Source organism: Gottfriedia acidiceleris (assembly GCF_002128425.1).
Lineage (GTDB): Bacteria > Bacillota > Bacilli > Bacillales > Bacillaceae_G > Gottfriedia > Gottfriedia acidiceleris.
Genome location: NZ_NESS01000007.1, coordinates 234,547 through 256,506 on the forward strand (window position 1 = coordinate 234,547; position 21,960 = coordinate 256,506).

Annotated in this window: 19 protein-coding genes and 20 tRNA genes; 6 read left to right on the forward strand and 33 right to left on the reverse strand. The window is 34.6% G+C overall.

The annotated features are described in order from the left end of the window. Positions 1–4: 4 nt before the first annotated feature. Complete coding sequence (menD, locus tag B6K90_RS15110; RefSeq protein WP_088013608.1) at positions 5–1,744, reverse strand: 2-succinyl-5-enolpyruvyl-6-hydroxy-3-cyclohexene-1-carboxylic-acid synthase; 1,740 nt, start codon at positions 1,742–1,744, stop codon at positions 5–7. After that, positions 1,734–3,140 carry an isochorismate synthase gene (locus B6K90_RS15115; RefSeq protein WP_088013609.1) on the reverse strand — a complete coding sequence of 469 codons (1,407 nt, stop codon included), beginning with the start codon at positions 3,138–3,140 and terminating at the stop codon, positions 1,734–1,736. The genes menD and B6K90_RS15115 overlap by 11 nt, the downstream gene beginning before the upstream one ends. Before the next feature lie 154 nt (positions 3,141–3,294). Between B6K90_RS15115 and B6K90_RS15120 the strand changes: the two genes are divergently transcribed. The 3 genes from B6K90_RS15120 to B6K90_RS15130 all read left to right on the forward strand — a co-directional run bounded on the left by B6K90_RS15120 (position 3,295) and on the right by B6K90_RS15130 (position 5,640). Then, complete coding sequence (locus tag B6K90_RS15120; RefSeq protein ID WP_088013610.1) at positions 3,295–4,218, forward strand: 1,4-dihydroxy-2-naphthoate polyprenyltransferase; 924 nt, start codon at positions 3,295–3,297, stop codon at positions 4,216–4,218. A gap of 99 nt (positions 4,219–4,317) precedes the next feature. Further along, a complete protein-coding gene (locus B6K90_RS15125) occupies positions 4,318–5,067 on the forward strand; it encodes a TraR/DksA C4-type zinc finger protein (protein WP_088013611.1) in 750 nt (249 codons plus the stop codon). 108 nt (positions 5,068–5,175) lie between these two features. Continuing rightward, positions 5,176–5,640, forward strand: a complete 465-nt coding sequence (locus B6K90_RS15130) for a TspO/MBR family protein (protein ID WP_088013612.1) — start codon at positions 5,176–5,178, stop codon at positions 5,638–5,640. A gap of 58 nt (positions 5,641–5,698) precedes the next feature. Here B6K90_RS15130 and B6K90_RS15135 read toward each other — a convergent pair whose 3' ends face one another. Further along, positions 5,699–5,899 (reverse strand): cold-shock protein, encoded by a 201-nt coding sequence (locus tag B6K90_RS15135; protein ID WP_088013613.1) that lies wholly within the window; start codon positions 5,897–5,899, stop codon positions 5,699–5,701. Positions 5,900–6,373: 474 nt separating this feature from the next. Here B6K90_RS15135 and B6K90_RS15140 point away from each other — a divergent pair, with 474 nt between their 5' ends. Beyond that, a complete protein-coding gene (locus tag B6K90_RS15140) occupies positions 6,374–7,162 on the forward strand; it encodes a TIGR00266 family protein (RefSeq protein ID WP_088013614.1) in 789 nt (262 codons plus the stop codon). 79 nt (positions 7,163–7,241) lie between these two features. Here the strand turns inward: B6K90_RS15140 and B6K90_RS15145 are convergent, their stop codons facing one another. Genes B6K90_RS15145 through glgB form a run of 6 tightly spaced genes read right to left on the reverse strand, consistent with a single transcriptional unit; the run spans position 7,242 to position 16,032 of the window. Next, positions 7,242–8,036 carry a lipase family protein gene (locus B6K90_RS15145; protein ID WP_088013615.1) on the reverse strand — a complete coding sequence of 265 codons (795 nt, stop codon included), beginning with the start codon at positions 8,034–8,036 and terminating at the stop codon, positions 7,242–7,244. Positions 8,037–8,096: 60 nt separating this feature from the next. Further along, the gene (locus B6K90_RS15150) at positions 8,097–10,505 is read right to left on the reverse strand and encodes a glycogen/starch/alpha-glucan phosphorylase (protein ID WP_088013616.1); all 2,409 of its coding nucleotides are present in this window, start codon (positions 10,503–10,505) and stop codon (positions 8,097–8,099) included. Positions 10,506–10,530: 25 nt separating this feature from the next. After that, positions 10,531–11,964 carry a glycogen synthase GlgA gene (gene glgA / locus B6K90_RS15155; protein WP_088013617.1) on the reverse strand — a complete coding sequence of 478 codons (1,434 nt, stop codon included), beginning with the start codon at positions 11,962–11,964 and terminating at the stop codon, positions 10,531–10,533. Next, positions 11,958–12,977 (reverse strand): GlgC family sugar phosphate nucleotidyltransferase, encoded by a 1,020-nt coding sequence (locus B6K90_RS15160; protein WP_088013618.1) that lies wholly within the window; start codon positions 12,975–12,977, stop codon positions 11,958–11,960. The genes glgA and B6K90_RS15160 overlap by 7 nt, the downstream gene beginning before the upstream one ends. Before the next feature lie 48 nt (positions 12,978–13,025). Continuing rightward, the gene (locus B6K90_RS15165; RefSeq protein ID WP_088013619.1) at positions 13,026–14,153 is read right to left on the reverse strand and encodes a glucose-1-phosphate adenylyltransferase; all 1,128 of its coding nucleotides are present in this window, start codon (positions 14,151–14,153) and stop codon (positions 13,026–13,028) included. Continuing rightward, entirely contained in the window at positions 14,101–16,032 is a 1,932-nt protein-coding gene (gene glgB / locus B6K90_RS15170) for a 1,4-alpha-glucan branching protein GlgB (RefSeq protein WP_139840737.1), read from the reverse strand. Before glgB ends, B6K90_RS15165 begins: the two co-directional genes overlap by 53 nt. Positions 16,033–16,603: 571 nt before the next feature. Here glgB and B6K90_RS24205 point away from each other — a divergent pair. Both B6K90_RS24205 and B6K90_RS24210 read left to right on the forward strand, forming a co-directional pair. Then, on the forward strand, positions 16,604–17,068 hold the full coding sequence (locus B6K90_RS24205) for a PepSY-associated TM helix domain-containing protein (RefSeq protein ID WP_235821812.1): 465 nt from the start codon (positions 16,604–16,606) through the stop codon (positions 17,066–17,068). A gap of 87 nt (positions 17,069–17,155) precedes the next feature. Beyond that, entirely contained in the window at positions 17,156–17,662 is a 507-nt protein-coding gene (locus tag B6K90_RS24210) for a PepSY-associated TM helix domain-containing protein (RefSeq protein ID WP_235821813.1), read from the forward strand. A gap of 83 nt (positions 17,663–17,745) precedes the next feature. Here B6K90_RS24210 and B6K90_RS24215 read toward each other — a convergent pair whose 3' ends face one another. The 24 genes from B6K90_RS24215 to B6K90_RS15285 form a co-directional block, all read right to left on the reverse strand. Further along, positions 17,746–18,252: a DMT family transporter gene (locus tag B6K90_RS24215; protein ID WP_235821814.1), complete on the reverse strand. Its 507-nt coding sequence runs from the start codon at positions 18,250–18,252 to the stop codon at positions 17,746–17,748. Between the two features lie 57 nt (positions 18,253–18,309). Beyond that, complete coding sequence (locus B6K90_RS24220) at positions 18,310–18,645, reverse strand: EamA family transporter (RefSeq protein WP_235821815.1); 336 nt, start codon at positions 18,643–18,645, stop codon at positions 18,310–18,312. Beyond that, positions 18,642–19,196 carry a bifunctional transcriptional activator/DNA repair enzyme AdaA gene (locus B6K90_RS15185; RefSeq protein ID WP_088013620.1) on the reverse strand — a complete coding sequence of 185 codons (555 nt, stop codon included), beginning with the start codon at positions 19,194–19,196 and terminating at the stop codon, positions 18,642–18,644. Before B6K90_RS15185 ends, B6K90_RS24220 begins: the two co-directional genes overlap by 4 nt. A 30-nt stretch (positions 19,197–19,226) precedes the next feature. Beyond that, the gene (locus B6K90_RS23765; RefSeq protein WP_167555381.1) at positions 19,227–19,388 is read right to left on the reverse strand and encodes a hypothetical protein; all 162 of its coding nucleotides are present in this window, start codon (positions 19,386–19,388) and stop codon (positions 19,227–19,229) included. A 303-nt stretch (positions 19,389–19,691) separates the two neighbouring features. Continuing rightward, positions 19,692–19,763: transfer RNA gene (locus tag B6K90_RS15190), tRNA-Glu, on the reverse strand. Between the two features lie 11 nt (positions 19,764–19,774). Next, positions 19,775–19,865, reverse strand: a tRNA-Ser gene (locus B6K90_RS15195). Between the two features lie 6 nt (positions 19,866–19,871). Beyond that, positions 19,872–19,946: transfer RNA gene (locus B6K90_RS15200), tRNA-Asn, on the reverse strand. 20 nt (positions 19,947–19,966) lie between these two features. Continuing rightward, positions 19,967–20,043 (reverse strand) — tRNA-Ile (locus B6K90_RS15205). Positions 20,044–20,059: 16 nt separating this feature from the next. Beyond that, positions 20,060–20,130 (reverse strand) — tRNA-Gly (locus tag B6K90_RS15210). Between the two features lie 6 nt (positions 20,131–20,136). Beyond that, positions 20,137–20,212 (reverse strand) — tRNA-His (locus tag B6K90_RS15215). 9 nt (positions 20,213–20,221) lie between these two features. After that, positions 20,222–20,294 (reverse strand) — tRNA-Thr (locus B6K90_RS15220). A gap of 408 nt (positions 20,295–20,702) precedes the next feature. Further along, positions 20,703–20,778: transfer RNA gene (locus B6K90_RS15225), tRNA-Phe, on the reverse strand. Positions 20,779–20,786: 8 nt separating this feature from the next. After that, positions 20,787–20,862: transfer RNA gene (locus B6K90_RS15230), tRNA-Asp, on the reverse strand. A 3-nt stretch (positions 20,863–20,865) separates the two neighbouring features. Then, a tRNA-Met gene (locus B6K90_RS15235) sits at positions 20,866–20,942 on the reverse strand. A 52-nt stretch (positions 20,943–20,994) separates the two neighbouring features. Further along, positions 20,995–21,087: transfer RNA gene (locus tag B6K90_RS15240), tRNA-Ser, on the reverse strand. Between the two features lie 8 nt (positions 21,088–21,095). After that, positions 21,096–21,172 (reverse strand) — tRNA-Ile (locus B6K90_RS15245). A 9-nt stretch (positions 21,173–21,181) separates the two neighbouring features. After that, positions 21,182–21,255: transfer RNA gene (locus B6K90_RS15250), tRNA-Met, on the reverse strand. Between the two features lie 28 nt (positions 21,256–21,283). Further along, a tRNA-Ala gene (locus B6K90_RS15255) sits at positions 21,284–21,356 on the reverse strand. A gap of 10 nt (positions 21,357–21,366) precedes the next feature. Then, positions 21,367–21,443: transfer RNA gene (locus B6K90_RS15260), tRNA-Pro, on the reverse strand. 24 nt (positions 21,444–21,467) lie between these two features. Then, positions 21,468–21,544: transfer RNA gene (locus B6K90_RS15265), tRNA-Arg, on the reverse strand. Positions 21,545–21,554: 10 nt separating this feature from the next. Continuing rightward, a tRNA-Leu gene (locus B6K90_RS15270) sits at positions 21,555–21,643 on the reverse strand. Between the two features lie 8 nt (positions 21,644–21,651). After that, positions 21,652–21,726: transfer RNA gene (locus B6K90_RS15275), tRNA-Gly, on the reverse strand. Positions 21,727–21,748: 22 nt separating this feature from the next. Continuing rightward, positions 21,749–21,832 (reverse strand) — tRNA-Leu (locus B6K90_RS15280). Between the two features lie 12 nt (positions 21,833–21,844). Beyond that, positions 21,845–21,920 (reverse strand) — tRNA-Lys (locus B6K90_RS15285). Between the last annotated feature and the right edge of the window lie 40 nt (positions 21,921–21,960).

The window sequence follows — 21,960 nt, forward strand, 5'->3', positions numbered from 1 at the left end:
AATTTCATTTCTCGTATTCTGCTTTTACAATGCTCCAAACTTTTTGATGAAGATCATAATTTTCTTTACGATTTGTCTGAATTTCAATTACATGTAATCCATTATTCTTTTTAGATAATTCATCTTCAAGTTCAAACCAATTATAAATTTTAGTATGAACTCCACCGAAAAGAGCTGTTGCATGCTCGAAATCTAATCCTAAAGGAGTTCCGAATAATTCTTCGAAATGCTTTTCTTCTTTTGATTGTGGTAAAAATGAAAAAATTCCTCCACCATCATTATTAACAAGTATCACTCTTAAAGGTAAATGGTGTAGTTTAGAAAGGACTAGACTATTTAAATCATGATAGAAAGATAAATCTCCAATTAATAATGTTACACTTTCTCCAGCTGCTGCCATCCCTAATGCTGTTGCAATTGTCCCATCTATTCCATTTACCCCTCGATTACAAGCAATTTTTAACTTTTTAGATTGATTATGTAAAAACGTATCCACATCACGAATAGGCATACTGTTTGAAACAAACAATGTACTTTCTTCAAGTAAATTTTTTGCCAAAACTTGGACGATTTTCCCCTCAAAAAGTTCATCAAACTGTTCTGCTTGTTGTAGTCCATTTTTTGTTTTTTCATTAATTGTTTTCCATTTATTCAACCAATCTATTTCTAGGCTACTTGTTTTCTGATATGACTCTATAATTGCATCACAAAATTGAATATCATCACAAGAAATCATTTGAGTTGCTTTTAACGTCGGATCCCTCCATAAGTCTCCTTCATCAATTACAATTAGCTCACAATCTTTTTGCTTTTGTATATATTGGGTAAACGTTTTAGATACAGGCATTGCCCCGAATCGTAGTATAACTTCAGAATCAAGAGAATTAACAATTTCTTCAAAACGAAGAAATGTATCATATGTATCAATTACATTCGAGTCTTCATTACCACTAATCGTTCTTCCATTTGAAAGAGGATCACATAGAACTGGATAGTCTAATAAACTTCCTAAAGTTTTAATCTTCTTTAAGGCTTCTTCTCCAACATAAGGTCCACAAACTAATAAGCCTTTTCTTTTTGATTGAAAAAGCTTGGTGAACTCACTACTTGTATCGTTTGAAATTGTCGCAAGTGTTTCAATAAGTATTGTGTGGGCAGAATTTTTACGCTTTCCAGCTGAAAATAAATCATCAATCGCAAAATTTGGAACTAATGGTTCTCGAAGTGGCACATTCATATGTACGGGCCCCATTGGAGCAGTCACACAAGAACGGTACAGTCGATTAACGCTTGAACGTGCATACTGATACATTGCTTCAGAAGCCTCTGGTAAGGCTAGTTCAATGAATTTTTTTACAAATGAACCGTATAAACCAATTTGATTCATAGCTTGTGGTGCACCTATATCTCGAAGTTCATGTGGACGATCAGCTGTCAGTACGATTAATGGGATTCTAGATTCCTTTGCTTCAGATATAGCTGGCAAATAGTTAGAAGCAGCCGTTCCAGAAGTACAGATTAATACTGTAGGCTGTTTTGTACTTTTAGCGATACCTAAAGCAAAAAATGCTGCCCCTCTTTCATCTACTGCAATATAAGACTTTAATTTTGGATGCTCATTTACTAACATCGATATTGGTGTAGAGCGTGATCCTGGACTTATTACAACGTTTTTAATATTTAATGCGCTTATTTCATCTACAAGAGCACCAATATACTTTGTTAGTGCTTCATTATCTTTCATTTCGTAACCCTCCTAATGCATTTAGCATTGGCAGAAACTTTACACCAGTTTCAAAAAATTCTTCCTCTGGTTTTGAATCTTGTACAACACCACAACCGGCATATAATTTTGCTTTATCTTCTTTAATTAAGGCACTACGTATACCTACAGCAAAATCACCATTTCCATTTAAATCAATCCACCCTATTGGTGCACCATACCATCCCCGGTCCACAGGTTCAAGTTCACGAATTAGTTTACATGCCTCTTCCTTAGGAAATCCTCCAAGTGCAGGGGTTGGATGTAATGCTTGAATTAATTTAAATAAAGATACATGATTATATAATTTACCTTCAACCGGCGTAAATAAATGCAATAAGCTTTTCGTCGCCATTATTCTTGGTGATGAAGGTATTGATAATTCGTTACAATATTGTTGTAGCGTTTCTCGGATATAGTTTACAACAAAAGCATGTTCACCATTATTTTTTTTACTATTTAATAACCAATTGGCGGCTTCTGTGTTTTCTTCCTTAGTTTTTCCCTTTGCAGCAGAACCAGCAAGACACATCGAAGAAACTGTATTATTTTTCTTTGAAATTAATCTCTCAGGTGTAGCACTAATAAATACAGTATCTTTTAATTGATAAGATATTACATAGTTAACATTTCTTGTTGCTTCTAGTTCATATATTACTTTTGTTGAATTTACTTCTGCAGAAAATGTAGCATTTAAAGTTCGATTTAAAACAACTTTTTCTAATTTTTCGTTTTTCATTTGATGAATTGCTTCTTTTACACTCTGAATCCATTCATTTGGTTCATATTCATCTTTATTAATACATTCTGATTGTGTAAAGCTTGGTTGCTTCATTCCAAATCTTTCTAAAAAGTCATCATATTCTTTATATTGAAGCAATAAATCCTCTACTGAAGTTTGTTCATTAATTTCATAATTAGAGGTAATGAATGTCCCTTCGTTTGTAACCGTCACCATTAATTTAGGTACATAGAAATGAGAGGTACCAAAATCCTTCCAATCTTGATCATTTTTGTACTTATCAAAAAAAGAGAAACCCCCAAGAGCTATCGGTCCTGTACCAAAGCAATTTTCTTGCTCGATATACACTTGCTCTCCAAAGCGTTTCCATTCTTTTTCTATTGCAGAATACTGTTCTTCTGTACTATGATGAAAAGGAACTAAAGTACCAATTCCTGTGAGAATTAACGAGTTTTCTTGGTTTGACCAATAAAAGCGTTCAGTAAAACCCAATTCATGATAAAAATGGTAAACACTTAGGGGATGGATATTCATTATTTTTTCCACTTTACAAATGAAGCGTTTTGAACAAGCTTTTGCCTTTTGAAGAGAATGCTCAAAGAAGGCAGTCGATTCAAGTTGACCTGTTCTAAGCATAATAGTTCCCCCTAGCTTAAATATACGTTAAATACATGATATAACTAAAGATACAACGATGAATGTAGACTGTCAATTTTATGAAGTTCGTCCATACTTTTTTAAAGTAAAATGACCTACATTTTCAAATAATATTAAAAAGGAGGATGTTAAAATGCAACCAACTGTTCAATCTCCAACTTCCTCAACAGGTTTTAGAACATGGTGGAATTTATTAAGACCACATACATTAACCGCAGCGTTCATTCCTGTTGCGATTGGAACAATGTTAGCGCACATAGCTCACTCATTTCATTTACTTTTATTTCTTTCAATGCTTATCGCAAGTTTACTGATCCAAGCCGCTGCAAATATGATTAATGAATATTATGATTATAAAAGAGGGCTAGATCATGAAGGTTCTGTCGGTATCGGTGGAGCAATCGTAAGGGATGGTATTAAACCTTCAACTGTTTTAAATATTGCTTTTACTTTTTTTGGTATCGCTCTTCTATTAGGCATTTATATTTGTATTCAAAGTAGCTGGTGGATAGCAGTTATTGGACTTATTTGTATGGCGGCAGCTTATTTTTATACTGGTGGACCACTTCCAATCGCGTACACTCCATTCGGTGAGTTAGTAGCGGGCTTTTTTATGGGAGTAGTAATTATTGGAATTACTTACTATATTCAAGCTGGAAATTTAACATCAAATGTGATCTTACTTTCTATCCCTACTTCAATTACAATTGGAGCAATTTTAACAGCAAACAATATTCGTGACCTAGATAATGACAAAGAAAATGGACGTAAAACACTTGTTATCTTATTAGGTAAAAAGAATTCAATTATCTTTATTGGTTCTTTATTTGCAGTTGCATATGCTTTAGTTATTGTATTTGTTATCATGAATTTAATTACACCTTTTGCACTTATTTCTTTATTAAGTATTCCTGTTGCAATTAAAGCAACAAAAGGTTTTATAGGTAAAACCCAACCAATGGAAATGATGCCAGCCATGGCAGCAACAGCAAAAACAAATACTATAATGGGATTCCTTCTTGTTATAGGCTTAATAATTGGAAATATTTTTTCCTAATTAAGACAGATCAATTCCTCAAAAAACTTAATTCATGTTTTCCTCCTTTTTGAACAAAATATGGATAGTCATATTCATTTATTGAAAAGGGGGAGCATGATGCTTTCACAATCACAAATCCAAACATTTAAAAACGAATTACTGAAACAAAAAAAACATATAGAAGAAAGACTAAATGATCCAGCTTTTATACCATACTCACTTAGAGATTCTGTTGATGAGCTTTCACTTGCAGACAACCATCCAGGTGATTTAGGTACTGAATTATATGAGCGTGAAAAAGACATTTCCCTTCATGAGCATTTAAGAAACGAACTAACTGATGTTAACGAGGCGTTACAAAAAATTGAAAATGGAACATATGGTATATGCGAAGTAAGCGGTGAAGAAATACCTTTTGAACGTTTACAAGCTCTTCCTACAGCAAAAGCGATGATTGAACATACTCATGATCAGCATATTTCAAGTTCTAGAATAAGATACGATCGTCCTGTTGAGGAAGAAGTACTAAACCCTCCATTTAGTAGAGATCCTAAAGATCGATCAATGATGTATGACCCTGAGGACGCACTGCAAGATGTTGAAAGATATGGGAATTCTCAAACACCGTCTGATTTTGAATTTAATAATATTGATGAGTATGGAAGCACATTTACTGAGAGCTATGAAAATGTAGGTTATGTTGAGGAATTTGAAAACTTTATCGGTACTGATATTTACGGAAAAAATCGAACTGTTTACCCTACAAAAAAACATGAACAATATGAACAAGATCTAGATGACTATGAAGAACAAGCTTTAAATGGGGAATTATCTGAAATTGATGTAAAAGACATCGATAAGTACTAAATGAGTTAAACTTTCATTAAAAAAACGATCACTATAATGTGGTCGTTTTTTTTATATTTTTAAATTATATACATATACTTAATCAAGACAACTTAATTAGGAGGTTTTATGAATATAAAGTTAATTGTATTATTTTTCTCCTTATACTGCTTATTTTTTGTTGCTTCTGTTTTATTTCCGATCGACTATGATTGGTATAGCCATCTAAATAAACCTAGCTATACTCCATCCGGAAAAACAATCGGAATCATTTGGGCATTCTTATATTCATTCATATCTTTAAGCGTATGTATAATTGTTTCTTTAGGAGAATCCTTTAAAAAAGCAAAATGGTTTTATATTATATTGATTATTAGTTATGTATTTAACCAGTTGTTTAGCTATTTTCAATTCAAACAAAAAGATTTACTTTTAGCTACGATCGATTGTGGACTCGTCTTTATTACAGCAATTCTTTTAACGTTCATCGCCTATAAACTTTCAAAAACTTCATTTGTATTACTTATTCCATATTCTATTTGGTCATTATTTGCAACCTATTTAAACTACAACATCTACGTACTAAATAGATAGATTTCTAGATAAATATAAAAAGGCATCCTAAAAAAGGATGCCTTGAACATAACAAAAATTATTTTTTGTTTACGTTAGCTGCTTGTGGTCCACGGTTTCCTTCGATGATTTCGAATTCAACTTCTTGACCTTCTTCTAAAGTTTTGAAACCTTCGCCTTGAATTGCAGAGAAGTGTACGAATACGTCGTTTCCACCTTCAGTTTGGATGAATCCAAAACCTTTTTCGCTGTTAAACCATTTAACTTTACCGAATTCCATCGATAATACCTCCTAGAAATACATATATACACTATTAATGCGTGCATAAAAGAGGGATAAAGAAAAAGAACGTCATTGTCCAATCAGCTAAAGGATTGCTACAACATTGAAAGTGGTCAAAACTTCTTTTCGAGACAAAGAAAAATGAGCGTTACTAAAAATTTTGTAGTGCAAATGTATCGTTAATTTCTTACCTTCAAATAAATATGCAGTTAATAGTAACTTAAATATATCATATCTGAAAAAGTGCGTCAATGACACTAACGGTTAATTGAAAGAATTTTTTATATAATTCATAAAATTTATCTTCTATACATTTAGACCTAAGTGACATCCAATAAAAAAGTCATATTTTCTCATTAAATAGTCAAACTATATGAGGATTCTGTAATAATTTATCAAATTATTTTTTATTAAATAACTAGATTTTAGTATTAAAATATTTGTATAGTTAAACTAAAAGGAGGAATAAAAATGAAAAATTCTCATGAAGTTACATATAGGATTCATGGCCATGACATGCAGTTTGTACAAGTAGAGCTTGATCCAAAGGAAACAGTTATTGCTGAAGCTGGAGCAATGATGATGATGGATGATGGAATCGAGCTTGAAACAATATTTGGGGACGGTTCACAGCAATCAGGTGGATTATTTGGAAAATTGGTGGGAGCAGGTAAGCGCCTTGTTACAGGTGAAAGCTTATTTATGACAAGTTTTACAAACCGATCAAGCTCTTTAAAAACAGTCAGTTTCTCCGCTCCATACCCTGGAACAATTATACCGTTAGATTTACATGAGTATGGAAATAAAATTATTTGTCAAAAAGATTCTTTCTTGGCGGCAGCAAAAGGAACTTCAGTTGGAATCGAATTTAGAAAAAAATTGAGTACTGGCCTATTCGGTGGTGAGGGCTTCATCATGCAAAAGCTCGAAGGTGATGGTCTTGCTTTCTTACATGCTGGTGGTTCAATTTACCAGAAGACACTTCAACCAGGTGAAAAAGTTAAAATCGATACTGGATGTATAGTTGGGTTCACTGGTGATGTTAATTATGAAATTGAATACGTTGGAAATGTAAAAACTGCACTATTTGGAGGAGAAGGTCTATTCTTTGCTACATTACAAGGACCAGGAACAATTTGGGTTCAATCATTAACATTAGCAAGATTAGCTTCTCGAATTGGGCAATACTTACCAAATTCATCAAAAGAAGAAGGAAGTATATTAGGTGGCCTTGGCAATCTATTAGATGGTAATGATTAAATCAGGATACTAAAAAAGCGCTTTTTTGTTTACATACAAAAAACTAGTCAACGAAATCTTGACTAGTTTTTTTGTACCATTAAATAACTTCCTCTTCCACTGGTTCAGCTTCACGTAATTTGTAAGTAAAGGTTGGAGTATAATCATAATCCAACTGCATCTTTTTAACGCCTTCAATATAAGTTGATAAATGGTGACTATTCTTAATAGATCCTTTATTTAATGAAAAAGTGATTGGATGTTTCACTTGAACGTATTCTAAAAAAATTTTTAATGGCTTCACTTCTACTTTAAAGGGCGGGCTTAAAGGGACAATATCATACAAATTTACAAATCTTAAACTATGCCTAACATTTTCATCATAGTTTTCTTTAAACTTTGTATTTCCTACTTTTGGAGAGCCAAATGAATAGACATTCGGGTTACAAATTCCAGTCATTGCTAATTCATATCCTAATAACGTGGCCAATGAACCACCTAAGCTATGCCCCGTTATGAATATTTTTTGTGAAAGAGCCTTTTCCTTCACAATTGCTAAAAGCATTTCTCGACAAGATTGATAAATTGATAAAAACCCCGAATGGACACTCCCACCGTTCATCACATAAGGAAATAAGTCTTGATCAATTTTCAAATCAACTAACCAATCCAAATCTGATTTCGTTCCTCTAAAAACAATGATCACGGATTCACCATTTTCAATAATATAGCCAAACCATTCTAGCTCGCTAATCGCACATGCTTTAATTGTATCTACTAAAGAATAGCTTGCTGGAATCATAAATTTACCATCATTATCAAACTGAGCATATGCCTGTTCAATGCAAAGTAATAATTCTAAGGCCTTATCATAGTCAACTGAAAGGAATTTCACTGTATCTCTCCTTTCTCGCTTTTCATCATGATATGAAAAACCTCCTGGTAATAGAGGAGGTTAAGAATGGTGTAAAGTTCTTTGATGGATATTCCATATTTCTGAAGCGTATTGACGAATCGTGCGATCACTCGTAAAAAATCCCGACTTCGCAACATTGTTAAGACTTTTTATAGCCCAGTCCCTTTTATTTTGATACGTGTGATTGATACATTCATGAGCTTTTACATACGAAGAGAAATCTCTAAGTAAGAAATACTCATCATTATAAGACATAAGAGAATCAAAAATCGGTTCAAACTCTTCTCTTGGTAACGGAAATAAACCGTGAAGTAATTGATCTAATACCTTTTTTATTCGCGGATCATGATGATAATAGTCACTACTTTTATATCCACCGTATTGATAATAATTTAAAACTTCGTCAGCTGTAAGTCCGAATGTAAAAATATTCTCCTCGCCAACTTCTCTTAAGATTTCAATATTTGCACCGTCAAGAGTACCAAGTGTTAAAGCACCATTCATCATAAATTTCATATTCCCAGTACCTGAAGCTTCTTTACTTGCAGTTGAAATTTGTTCACTAATATCCGCTGCTGGAAAAATGATTTCACCTAATGAAACTCGATAATTTTCAATAAAGATAACTTTAATAAATTGACTTATATAGCGATCATTATTAACAATATCAGCCACTGAATGAATTAATTTAATGATTTTTTTAGCAAAGTAGTAACCAGGAGATGCCTTTGCTCCAAATATAAAGGTTCTAGGATGCATTTTAAAGTGTGAATCTTCCTTCAAACGATTATATAAATACATGATATGTAACACATTTAGTAATTGTCTTTTATATGCATGCATCCGTTTTACTTGAATATCAAAGATTGAATCTGTATCTAATGCAATTCCATTTGTATAGTGAACATAATTTTCGAGAACTTCTTTTCTCTTTTTCTTTACATTCATAAATTGTGATAAGAATACGTCGTCATTTTGATATTCTAATAGTTTCTCAAGATGAGTTGGCTCGTGTATCCAATCGTTCCCAATCGAATCATTTATTAAGCTACTAAGCTCAGGATTACATTGTAGTAACCATCTTCTATGAGTAATACCATTTGTTTTATTATTAAACTTGAATGGTTCATACTCATAAAAGAGCTTCATTTCTCTTTGTTTTAAAATTTCAGTGTGGATTTCAGCAACACCATTAACACTCTTACTACCTACAATAGCTAGATGAGCCATTTTAACGACTCCATGAGCAATAATGGCCATTTGTTCAATTCGATCCCAATCACCTGGGTATTTGTTCCAGAGCTCTTTACAATATCTTTCGTTTATTTCTTCTACAATCATATAAATCCTTGGCAATAAAGGTTTAAATAAATCAACTCTCCATTTTTCTAGTGCTTCCGATAAAGTTGTATGATTCGTATATGAAATCGTTTTAGTTGTAATTTCCCATGCTTCATCCCATGATAACTTTTCAGCATCGATTAAAATTCTCATTAACTCTGGAATCGCTAAAACTGGATGTGTATCATTTACATGAATAGCAATTTCTTCATGAAGCCTACGAATATTACCATACTGCTCCTTATATGAATCTACTATTCTTTGAATGCTTGCAGAGACTAAGAAATATTGCTGTTTTAGACGTAAAATCTTTCCTTCATCATGTGTATCATCTGGATATAAGAATTCTGAAACTGCTTCTGCTTCTCGCTTATATTTCATCAGTGATTTATTTGAGGAATGAGTAGACGCTTCAGCACTCCATAATCTTAATGTATTTACCGTGTTTGTATGATAGCCAATAATCGGTAAATCATATGGTACCGCTGTGATTGCTTCTGCACCATGAAGGCGGAATTCCAATCGATTTTTATTATTAAACGCTTCTACTTCGCCGCCGAATAAAACTTCTATTGCTTCGTCATCTCTTCTAACTTCCCAAACGTTTCCGTATTTCAGCCATTGTTCAGGTAGCTCCACTTGATATCCATCAACAATTTTTTGGTCAAATAGGCCATGTTTGTAGCGGATGCCACATCCATGACCAGGCAGATCTTGTGATGCTAACGAATCCAGAAAACAAGATGCTAGCCGTCCAAGTCCACCGTTTCCAAGACCAGCATCACTTTCAAACTCCTCAAGAGAACTTAGAGAAATTCCTAATCTCTCGAGGCCAGATTCACATAACTCTCTAAGCCCTAAATGAATTAAATTACTTTTCAAAAGCTTTCCTAATAAGAACTCAATTGATAAATAATAAACTTGTTTTTTTCGCTCTAAGCGGTATTGTTCACTCGTTCCTAACCAATTACCGCTTATATGTTCACGAATCATCGTTCCAAGTGTTTGAAACTGCTCTTGAGTAGTGCTATCTGCAGTACTCTTTCCATGCATACTTTCTAGTTTCTCTTTAAAACACCACTCAAACTCTTCCACACTAGAAAACATGGAATCACCTCGCCCTAAAAGATTTTTACTTTGAAGACTGCATATATAATTTCGCATATTCTTTAGCTGATTTTAACCAACTTGAATCTCTTCTAATTGCATTTTTTCTGACTGATTTCCAATGTTTTTTATCCTCATAAATACTCAATCCACGTTCAATTGTATGAAGCATATCGTGAGCATTATAGTTTGTAAAAGTAAAACCGTTTCCACTCTTCGTCTCTTCATTATATGACTGGACAGTATCATTTAGCCCCCCAGTCTCTCTTACGATTGGAACACACCCGTACTTCATCGCAATAAGCTGACCTAGTCCACATGGCTCAAATAGTGAAGGCATAAGGAATAAATCCGCACCTGCATAAATCTGATGAGCAAAACCTTCGTCAAATCCAATATAAGCTCTTACTTTATCGTAGTAGTTATGCTCCATTGCTTTAAAAAAGTTCTCGAATTCTTCATCACCAGAACCTAAAATGACTACTTGGACATTATGATCCATAATTTGAGGGAATACGTGTTGAATGAGATCGATACCTTTTTGACTTGTTAAGCGAGAAACCATTGCAATAACAGGAATATTTTCATCCATTTTTAATGCTAGTGACTCCTGCAATTTCAATTTATTTTCAGTCTTATTTTCGATTGTAAATTCATCGTAATTAGAGTGAATTTTTTGATCAGTAGCTGGATTATAAATTGTTTCATCAATTCCGTTTACAATCCCAAAAAGTTTGTGATCTTGCTCACGTAATAGTCCATCTAATTGCTCTCCAAAAAATTCATGCTTAATTTCTTCTTTATATGTTGGACTAACAGTTGTTACGAAATCACTTGAAATGATTCCAGCTTTCATAAAGTTGATACAATCGTAAAATTTTAAATAGTCATCACGAAAATATTGTTCATCAATTCCTAACATATCGTCCATTACTTCTTTTGAAAATACCCCTTGGAACTGAAGGTTATGAATTGTAAAAATAGATTTCATTTTTGGATTAATGTCTTTTAATGCACCGTACTCTTTCATGAAAAATGGGATCATTGCTGTATGCCAGTCATGACAGTGAATAACATCAGGTTTAAAGTCTAATTCTTTAATACATTCAATTGCAGCTAGAGAAAAGAATGCAAAGCGCTCTCCATCATCAAAATGACCATACAACTTATCTCGATTGAAATAGTACTCGTTATCAATAAAATAATAAGTTGTTCCTTCTACTTTCAACTCAAATAAACCACAATACTGTTTTCTCCAGCCTAGATTTATAGAAAGCTCTTTTACTAGCTTAGCTTCTTCTCTATATTTAGCAGGAATTAACGAGTAAAATGGAAGCATTACTCTTACGTTCATATTTAGTTTATTTAAATACTTAGGGAGAGCGCCTGCAACATCTGCAAGCCCTCCCGATTTAACAAATGGTACACACTCTGAAACAATATATAAAACATTTACCACTGAATCAACGCTCCTTGAACTGAACCTTTTTGAAGCACTACTGGCTCACTTAAGCTTCCTTTTATTTCAACACCATCTTCAATTCGGACATCTTTATCTAATATAACACCATCTAATATACAATTATCTCCAATGTTTGATTTTTGCATAACAACACAATTTCGAATAATCGTATTTTTTCCAATTTTCACAGCTCTTGAAATAATACTATTTTCAACCGTTCCTTCAATTTCACATCCATTAGCTACAATTGAATTTTTTACAATTGCTTCTTTTGAATATTTTGTTGGCGGCTCATCTTTAACCTTAGTAAAGACAGGATAAGATTTTAAGAATAATTGATTCCATATCTCAGGATTTAATAATTTCATACTTTGCTCGAAATAATCCTCAATTGTTTGAATGATTGCAACTTGTTGAGGTATTTCATACGCACTTAGCTCAACCTCATTATTTTGATCGCGCACAACATCCATAATTGTTTCATAGCCTTTTTCGTGGAAGTTTTCAAAAAGCTTTAACAATAACTCTTTTTCAAGTATATAGATATTTAAAGATTTACCGAACTGCTTTAACTCAGTAATCTGTGCATTTGTTTCGATATGCCTCTTTAAAACCGGTCTAAAATCCACTGAGCAAATCGTATAAGTATTTGCAACTACTACATACTTTTGAGTAGAACGTTGTAAAAATTGAATATGCTTTTGAATGAAATCGAATGTACCAAAAGCTCCATCAGTTGGCTCTGGCGTAAAAATAAATAGCCCATCCTTTTTACGATTTAAATCCCAGTGTTTACCTGAGCCTAAATGATCAATAATTGATCGATAAGGTTGATCAGGAAATACAGCGACACTCGTAATACCTGAGTTCACCATATTACTTAACATAAAATCGATTAAACGATATCGCCCTGCATAAGGAAGTGTTGCTAATGGTCGATGTTGTGTTAACGGCTTTAAAGATTCAAAATGTGTTGACGCCTCAATTATTCCTAGCATAGTATGTTTCATCAAATAACCCTCTCAATCTATTTTTCTATTTGAGGAATGAGCCACCTCTTATTCTTCGCTTGTAACTAAAATTACCTCTTCATAATCTTTCTCCGGACCTAACAGACTTCCATCAGGAATTACCATTCCAGGAGCTACTACTGCATTTTCAATTCGAACATCTTTTCCAATTACACAACCTGGCATAACGACAGAATCTTTTATCATACTGCCTTCTCCGATTGTTACTCCTTGGAATAATACAGAATGTGATATAAATCCTTCAACAACACATCCCTCATTAATTAGAGAGTCTTCAACGATTGCCGTAGGTGCAATGTATTGTGGTGGTTGATTTGGATTAACTGAATATATGCGCCAATCACGGTCATATATATTTAGTTCACTGTCTTCATTTAGTAAATCCATATTTGCTTCCCATAAGCTTTTTACTGTACCAACGTCTTTCCAATAGCCTTTAAAAGGATAAGCAACTACTTTTTTCTTTTCTTCCAATAATAGTGGAATAACGTCTTTACCAAAGTCATTACTTGATTCTGGATTGCGATCATCCATCTCTAAAAACTCTTTTAAAACATTCCATTTAAAAATATAAATTCCCATTGATGCTAAATTACTTTTCGGATATTGAGGTTTTTCTTCAAATTCTATAATATCCATTTCATCGTTTGTATTCATAATTCCGAAACGGCTAGCTTCATCTATCGGAACTTCGATAACTGAAATTGATACATCTGCTTCTTTTTCAACGTGATAGTCTAACATTTTACTATAATCCATCTTATAAATATGATCCCCTGAAAGAATCAACACATATTCAGGCTGATATTGCTTTATATAATTTAAATTTTGATAAATTGCACTTGCAGTACCTGTATACCATTTAACTCCAGATGCTTCTGAATATGGTGGTAAAACAGTTACCCCACCATTTAAGCGATCTAAATCCCATGCACTTCCTATACCAATATATGAGTTTAGTACTAGTGGTTGATATTGAGTTAGTACCCCAACAGTATCAATACCTGAATTTGTGCAATTACTTAAAGTAAAATCTATTATTCGATATTTACCTCCGAAAGCTACGGCTGGTTTTGCTAGTTCTTTTGTTAAAGAACTTAATCTACTCCCTTTTCCCCCTGCTAGTAACATTGCTACGCATTTTTTCTGAACCATTGCTGCTAATCCCCTTTCGCATTTTAACTGGACGAATGATTGTAAAACTATAGGCAGGTAATGCTATTTCAATACTATATGGTAAACCATGGTATGGTATTTCTTCTGATTCAATGGCAGAACGATTTATTTTACTATCGCCGCCAAATTGTATATAGTCACTTGAAAGCAATTCTTTATACCGTTGCTTTGCAGGTACACCAATTCGATATGTGTCATAAGAAATCTCTCTAAAATTACAGATTACGATGACATAATCTTCTTTGTTCTTTCCTTTACGGATAAATGAAAATACACTTTGATCTGCATTATTGGCATCAATCCATGAAAATCCATCCCAATGATTATCAACTTCATAAAGTGATTTATTTTTTTTATAAATAGATAATAATTCTTTGAAATATTTGTTCATCTTGGAATGATATTCATAATCTTTAATCATCCAATCAACTTGCTCTAAATCCTTCCACTCATCAAATTGCCCAAATTCACTTCCCATAAACAAGAGCTTCTTACCTGGATGAGATAAATAATAACCAAATAGTACCCTTAATTGAGCAAACTTTTCCTCATATGTACCTGGCATTTTATTTAGTAAAGATTTCTTACCATGTACTACTTCATCATGTGAAAAAGGTAAAACAAAATTTTCTGAGAAGGCATATAAAAACGAGAAAGTCATCTTATTATGATGATGCTTTCTTTCCGTTGGGTGAGTCTCCATATAAGTCAAAACATCATTCATCCAACCCATATTCCATTTAAAATTAAAACCTAGTCCACCTTCGTATGTAGGTGCAGTAACTAATGGCCAATCAGTAGAATCCTCTGCAATCATTAATACTTGTGGATCATGTTCGAATACCGCTTCATTTAATCTTCTTAAAAAGTGAGTTGCAAAAGGATTCTCTTCATTTCTATTTTTCCAATATAATATATTTGCAACAGCGTCTACTCGGAAACCATCAATATGAAAATATTCCATCCAATATAAGGCGTTTGAAATTAGAAATGATTTTACTTCTGGTTTTGATAAATCAAAATTCGCTGTTCCCCATACTTCATTTTCTCTAGCATCATAACCTTCATATTCATATGTCGGTTCACCATCAAACATGTATAATCCGTGAGAATCCTTACAAAAATGACCTGGCACCCAATCCATAATGACTCCTAATCCTTGCTGATGGCATTCGTCAATAAAGCTCATTAGCTCATGAGGATTTCCATATCGACTAGTAGTAGAAAAATATCCTACTCCTTGATACCCCCAAGAACGATCATATGGATGTTCGACTAATGGTAATATTTCAATATGTGTAAAACCATGATCTTTTACATATGGAATTAGTTCTGTCGCTAGTTCAGCATAATTGTAGAAGTCACCGTTTTCCTTCTTTTTCCAAGAGCCTAAATGTACTTCATAAATTAAAACTGGTTCTTCATATACAGACTTTTTAAATTTCTGCTTACGATATTTTGCATCATTCCATTTATAACCCGAAAGATCATAAACAATTGAAGCTGTGCTTGGTCGAAGTTCACTATAGAAAGCAAAAGGATCACTTTTTAATAAAATTTCACCATGTTTGGTTGAAATTTCATATTTGTATATCGTCCCATGACCAATTTCGGGGATATATATCGTCCAAATCCCTTGATCGTTCAACTTTTCCATTTTATGTTCAGAACCATTCCAATTATTAAAGTCCCCAACAACTGAGACACCTTTTGCATGTGGAGCCCACACTGTAAAAATTGTTCCAACTTTATTCCCCTTTTTTACTACATGTGCCCCAAAGCATTCATGGCTATGGAATAAACTTCCCTCGTGGAATAAATGTACATCAAACTCAGTTGGCCGCGTCAAAAGCAACATCCTCACCTCATTACAATCTCTTAAATTCTTCTATCTCTTAATATTCTACAAATATATATATTTACCTTGTTTTTATGCAAAAAAAATTCAAAAACATTTTTTGGAAAATGAATAACCATTCATGAAACCGTTGTCATTGTTGCACTTGTCGTAAAAATGTCGAATTTGTCGAACGAATAATATGGTATATTTATACATTTCACTTTAAAAATCCCTTGTAACAATTTGTAAATTTTTGATTTATCATAAAATTTCATACATATTTCACACTTTTAATACATATAAACTTTATATTAAAAAAGAATTGTAGAAAACTGTCGAATTGAAGAGGAGAGCTATTTTTGGAAAAAAATTTAGAAAGCCAGAATAAAATAGTTTGAATTTCAGATGCAAAAGTAGAAATAAAGTCTAAATCAAATTCACTTTATGCAGCAATATGGAGGTGGCATTTTTATGCCGGAATCTTTCTTGCCCCATTAATTTTGATACTTACAATAAGTGGGATTATTTATTTATTTATTTAAGCCACAAATTGAAAATGCAAGTTATCACGATCGATTATTCGTAAAGGTTGGAAGTAGATCAAAATGGTGAAATTACGACTGTTTTTATCAATCAATATAATGGAAAAATACTTGGTAACCTAAAAAGTGAGGATCGCTTCGTTAATAAAATTGTTAAAATACATGGGGAGTTAATGGCAGGCACAATTGGAGATCGTATTGTAGAAATGACTGCAAGTTGGGCAATGATACTTTTAGTCACGGGATTATATTTATGGTGGCCAAGAAAAAAAGAGAAAATAATGGGTCTCCTAATTCCTCGCTTTTCAAAAGGAAAAAGAATGCTTCTACGAGATTTACATGCAGTACCCGCATTTTGGTTTTCAATTTTTATTAGTATCTTTATTTTTACAGGTTTACCTTGGTCTGGCTTATTAGGTAACATTATAAATAAATTTGCTACAGCAACACATACAAGTTATCCAATTGGTTTATATGACGGAAATATTCCCTCTTCAAAAATAATTTCATAAGATGTTACAAAAGTACCATGGGAAGCGGAGAACTTACCAGTACCTACCTCAAACCTTATGAAGGCAACGTCTTTAAAAGTATCTGATATGATTTCTATCGCAGATGAATCTAATATACATAAAGGCTATACAATCACATTGCCAGCAAATGACAAAGGTGTCTATACTGTATCTGTCATTCCTCCAAAACCTCAGGACCAAGCAACGCTACATATTGATCAATATAGCGGAAAAATATTAATGGACTTGCGTTTTAAAGATTATGGAATGTCAGCCAAAATCATCGAGATTGGAATAGCTCTACATGAAGGGCATTACTTCGGAGTTACAAATCAACTTATCGATTTAATCATCTGTCTAGTATTAGCATCTACTACCATTTTTGGTATTTCGATATGGTGGAAAAGAAAACCTGCTGATAGAATAGGTTCACCATTGATCCCAAATGATTTCAAACTTACAAAAGGTCTTATTATAATAATTATTTTACTAGGTGCAATACTTCCTTTGGCTGGGTTATCACTTATTTTCGTACTAATAGTTGATTATCTCTTTATAAAAAGAATTCCTGTTTTGAATAAAGTATTTAGCTAAAAAAATCATTTTAAAATAGTAAAAGGATCTTCAATTTTACGAAGATCCTTTTTGTTTATTTGAATTGTTATATACTGGCCATGTTAGATCTGCATTCGCTTGTTTGATGTTAATACACGTAAACGAATGTCTGAAATCAAAAATACACCACATAAAATGACAAGAAAACCAAACAACATTCCTATTGTAATATGTTCTTTCAAAATAAGAGCTCCCCAGATCATTCCAAACACAGGTATTAAAAAAGTAACACTTAATGTTTTAGTTGGCCCAACACTATCGATAAGATAAAAATACAATAAATATGCTATGGCAGTACAAAACAATGCTAACCCTAGAACTGCCAAAATAGCAATTCCCGAAACTTTATCAGTAAATGCTGTGAAATTTAGGAATGTAAAAGGTAAAAGTAAAATTGCAGCACCAATTTGTTGACCAGTTGCAAGCGAAAGTGGTGGTACAAAGGCAAATGCTTTCTTTGCATAAACTCCTGCAATCCCATATGAAATAGTCGACAAAACCGCTAGTCCAATTGCTATTTTAACATCATAAGTAAACGGAATTGAACTCCATCCTACTAGCAAGATCACACCTATTACTCCTACTATTATTCCAAACCACTTTCGTATACCCAGCTTTTCTTTCGTCTATACCCAGAGAACCAATGCTGTAAATAATGGCGTCAACGAGTTTAGAATAGATGACATTGAGGCTGTTAGATATAATGCTGATGTTGCAATTAATGTAAATGGAATTGCGGCATTTAATGCCCCCATTATTAAATATTGTCTCCATCTCTTTTTAAATTGTAAAGACTTTTTAGTAATAACTAAATATAGCACTAGGGCAAATGCAGCAATTGTAACTCTTCCTTGTATTGTTAAAATCGGTCCAAAAACGGGTGAAGCTATTCGAATAAATAAAAATGAAGCTCCCCATAATGCAGCTAGGCTAAATAAAGCTATTCCATCTTTTAATTTCACTTATTTAGCCCCTTTCTAAATGCTGTTGGAGTGTAATTTAAATATTGACGGAACATGCTTGAAAAATGTGCCGAGCTTTTAAAACCGAGATTATGTGCTATTTCAGTTATTGTTTCCTCAGTATCTCGTAACAATCTCAAAGCTTCTTTCATCCTCAGCTTAGTTGCGTATTCTAACGGCGATAAACCTGTGGATTTTTTAAATAATCTTTGCAAATGAAATTTACTTACTCCTACTTCAATTGCTAACCGATCCAATGTTAAGGTATTTCGATATTCTTTTTCAATAAAATGTTGAGCCGATAAAATAACATCCTCTTCATTTGAGTGAAGTAAGTCAGGGCGACATCTTTTACATGGACGGTATCCATCACTAATTGCTAAAGAAAATGAAGGATAATACGATACATTTTCTTTTAATGGAGTTCTTGACTTACACGAAGGCTTACAACAGATTCCAGTAGACTTAACTGCATAAATAAATACTCCATCGTAGTTTTCATCGCATGATTCAACTGCATTCCACATGACCTGATTATTTAATCCGTTCATTTAATCACCTCATCTTTAGCTATTCACATTTTAGCACTGAGATAATGCACTTGCTTTCAATTTCTTGCTTTCTAATTTCATTAGATAATAGACCATCGTATCATTTTGAATAATCTTACAACCTTCTAATCCATCGTAAGTAACTTTATATTTCCCATTAATTCTGCCGATCTTAAAAAACTGATTAATCATTCAGTTAGTCCGTTTATTTTTGGATACAAAAGAGAAATGTAGTTATTTAATCATACGCTAATAAACTAACTTTTTCCTTTTCTGAGCATATATAATAGCCTCTAATTTGAGGTTCAAAGATCATTTTATTTAATAAAGCTCTAATTCAAAACAAGACGGCCTGTTCATCTTAAAACGAACAAGGAACCCTCTAATAAAATGAAGACAGACGTATTCATTTAAATATTGCTAACTATAGTTTAAAAAAAGACAAATAAAAAAACTCAGTTACCTGTGTTATCACAAATAACTGAGCTTTAGATATGACCCGTACGGGACTCGAACCCGTGTTACCGCCGTGAAAGGGCGGTGTCTTAACCGCTTGACCAACGGGCCAAAAAAAAATATGGCAGAGAAGAAGGGATTCGAACCCTCGCACCGGTTACCCGATCTACACCCTTAGCAGGGGCGCCCCTTGAGCCACTTGGGTACTTCTCTATCATATGGCTCCGCAGGTAGGGTTCGAACCTACGACCACTCGGTTAACAGCCGAGTGCTCTACCACTGAGCTACTGCGGAAAAATTAATTATAAATTTAATGGTGGGCCTAAATGGACTCGAACCATCGACCTCACGCTTATCAGGCGTGCGCTCTAACCAGCTGAGCTATAGGCCCATTAAATTTTATAAAAAGCGGGTGATGGGAATCGAACCCACGACCGAAGCTTGGAAGGCTTCTATTTTACCATTAAACTACACCCGCAAAATATGGGGCGACCGATGGGAATCGAACCCACGAGTGTCGGAACCACAATCCGATGCGTTAACCACTTCGCCACGACCGCCATAAAGAGTGCCGACTAGAGGACTTGAACCCCCAACCTACTGATTACAAGTCAGTTGCTCTACCAATTGAGCTAAGTCGGCTTAATATTAATTAAATTACTTAGTTTAGTTACTTATATAATTTGTTCCACTCAAACTTAGGTGTTGGTGTAGTAATCATCATAATGTCGTCCTTGTCTCTAATAGATAATTCAAGGAGTTTTTCGACAAGTACGCTGATGTTTCGCTACGAAGCTTATTCGTTCGTGCTCTACCAATTGAGCTAAGTCGGCTTAATATTAATTAAATTACTTAGTTTAGTTACTTATATAATTTGTTCCACTCAAACTTAAGTGTTGGTGTAGTAATCATCATAATGTCGTCCTTGTCTCTAATAGATAATTCAAGGAGTTTTTCGACAAGTACGCTGATGTTTCGCTACGAAGCTTATTCGTTCGTGCTCTACCAATTGAGCTAAGTCGGCTTATTATAATTGTTTTTTACTTAAGATGGTGGCTCGGGACGGAATCGAACCGCCGACACGAGGATTTTCAGTCCTCTGCTCTACCGACTGAGCTACCGAGCCATCTTAAATGGCGGTCCCGACCGGGATCGAACCGGCGATCTCCTGCGTGACAGGCAGGCATGTTAACCGCTACACCACGGGACCATTTGGTTGCGGGGACAGGATTTGAACCTGCGACCTTCGGGTTATGAGCCCGACGAGCTACCAGACTGCTCCACCCCGCGATAATTTGGATACTAACTATGTTAGATCCATTAATATAAAATTTAATAAAAATGGAGGAGTAAGAGGGATTCGAACCCCCGCGGGCTGTTACACCCCTGTCGGTTTTCAAGACCGATCCCTTCAGCCAGACTTGGGTATTACTCCATTATAAGTGGTGGACCTTGTAGGACTCGAACCTACGACCGGACGGTTATGAGCCGTCTGCTCTAACCAGCTGAGCTAAAGGTCCTTAAATAAGTAGCGGCGGAGGGAGTCGAACCCACGACCTCACGGGTATGAACCGTACGCTCTAGCCAGCTGAGCTACACCGCCATAATAAATTAATTTAAGTTTGTTCAAGTGGAGCCTAGCGGGATCGAACCGCTGACCTCCTGCGTGCAAGGCAGGCGCTCTCCCAGCTGAGCTAAGGCCCCATATTTTAAATGGTCGGGAAGACAGGATTTGAACCTGCGACCCCCTGGTCCCAAACCAGGTGCTCTACCAAGCTGAGCCACTTCCCGTTCAGAATTACAGGTGAAATAATATGGCGCGCCCGAAAGGACTCGAACCCATAACCTTTTGATCCGTAGTCAAACGCTCTATCCAATTGAGCTACGGGCGCATATTATAAATGGTGCCGAGGGCCGGACTCGAACCGGCACGGTTGTCACCAACCGCAGGATTTTAAGTCCTGTGTGTCTGCCAATTCCACCACCCCGGCAGTATATATGGAGCGGAAGACGGGGCTCGAACCCGCGACCCCAACCTTGGCAAGGTTGTATTCTACCACTGAACTACTTCCGCATATACTGATTAACAAGATAAATGGTGCGGGTGAAGGGACTCGAACCCCCACGCCATAGGCGCCAGATCCTAAGTCTGGTGCGTCTGCCAATTCCGCCACACCCGCATATTATTTAAATGGTGAGCCATGAAGGATTCGAACCTTCGACCCTCTGATTAAAAGTCAGATGCTCTACCTACTGAGCTAATGGCTCATAAAGAGTGCCGACTAGAGGACTTGAACCCCCAACCTAC